Annotated in this window: 1 protein-coding gene and 1 pseudogene; one reads left to right on the top strand and one right to left on the bottom strand. The window is 70.6% G+C overall.

Translation table 11 applies throughout. From position 1 onward, the window contains the following. Nucleotides 1-393 (bottom strand): TetR/AcrR family transcriptional regulator (locus tag A5781_RS15720; RefSeq protein ID WP_156624694.1); only part of this gene is annotated, 393 nt, incomplete at its 3' end. A 142-nt stretch (nt 394-535) separates the two neighbouring features. Between A5781_RS15720 and A5781_RS26275 the strand changes: the two are divergent. After that, nucleotides 536-633, top strand: a pseudogene (locus A5781_RS26275) (TetR/AcrR family transcriptional regulator); the annotation flags it as partial.

Here is a 633-nt window from a genome sequence, read left to right as displayed (position 1 = left end):
ATGACGCGGCGCGACGTCGGCCACGCCCTCGGCGCGGATCACCCACTCGAAGGCGGCGAGATCCGGGTACTCGCGCATGAGCCGGCCCGACTCGTCGAGCACCGCCTCGATCCGATCGATGGCGGTCCCGGCGCCCGCGGCGGCCGCCCGCAGTCGAGGCAATGCGACATCGGTGCGTGCCGCGATCGCGGCCTTGATCAACTCGGCCTTGTTCGGAAAGTAGTTGTACAGGCTGGCGCTGGTGACGTTCGCGGTGCGGGCGATCTCGCGAATCGTAGTGCGGGAGTAGCCCATCTCGGCCACACACCGCATCGCCGCGGTGATGATCCGAGCGCGGGTCTGCTCCCCGTCGGCGCCCACCGGGCGGCCCAATTGCGACGGCGCGACGCTCATGCCGCGCGGAACCCGCCGCAGGTCCGTCCATCACACACTGCGCACCTCCGCGCGGAAGCCCAAACTAATCGATCACTCGATTATATTCGACCTGCCGGGCACTCAGAGCCGGCGGACAGGACGCGCGAGTGGGGAGAGCACGGTGACGCGGGCGCAGCGTGGACGCCCGGTCGGCGCCAGCGGCGAGGAGACCCGCCGGCGGATCGTCGTCGCCACCATGCGCTGTGTGGCCACGGCGGG

The sequence above is a fragment of the Mycobacterium sp. 852002-30065_SCH5024008 genome, assembly GCF_001665645.1.
GTDB classification, from domain to species: Bacteria; Actinomycetota; Actinomycetes; order Mycobacteriales; family Mycobacteriaceae; genus Mycobacterium; species Mycobacterium paraffinicum.
The sequence above is the reverse complement of the archived record's forward strand: the minus strand, read 5'-3'. Positions and strand labels throughout refer to the sequence as shown.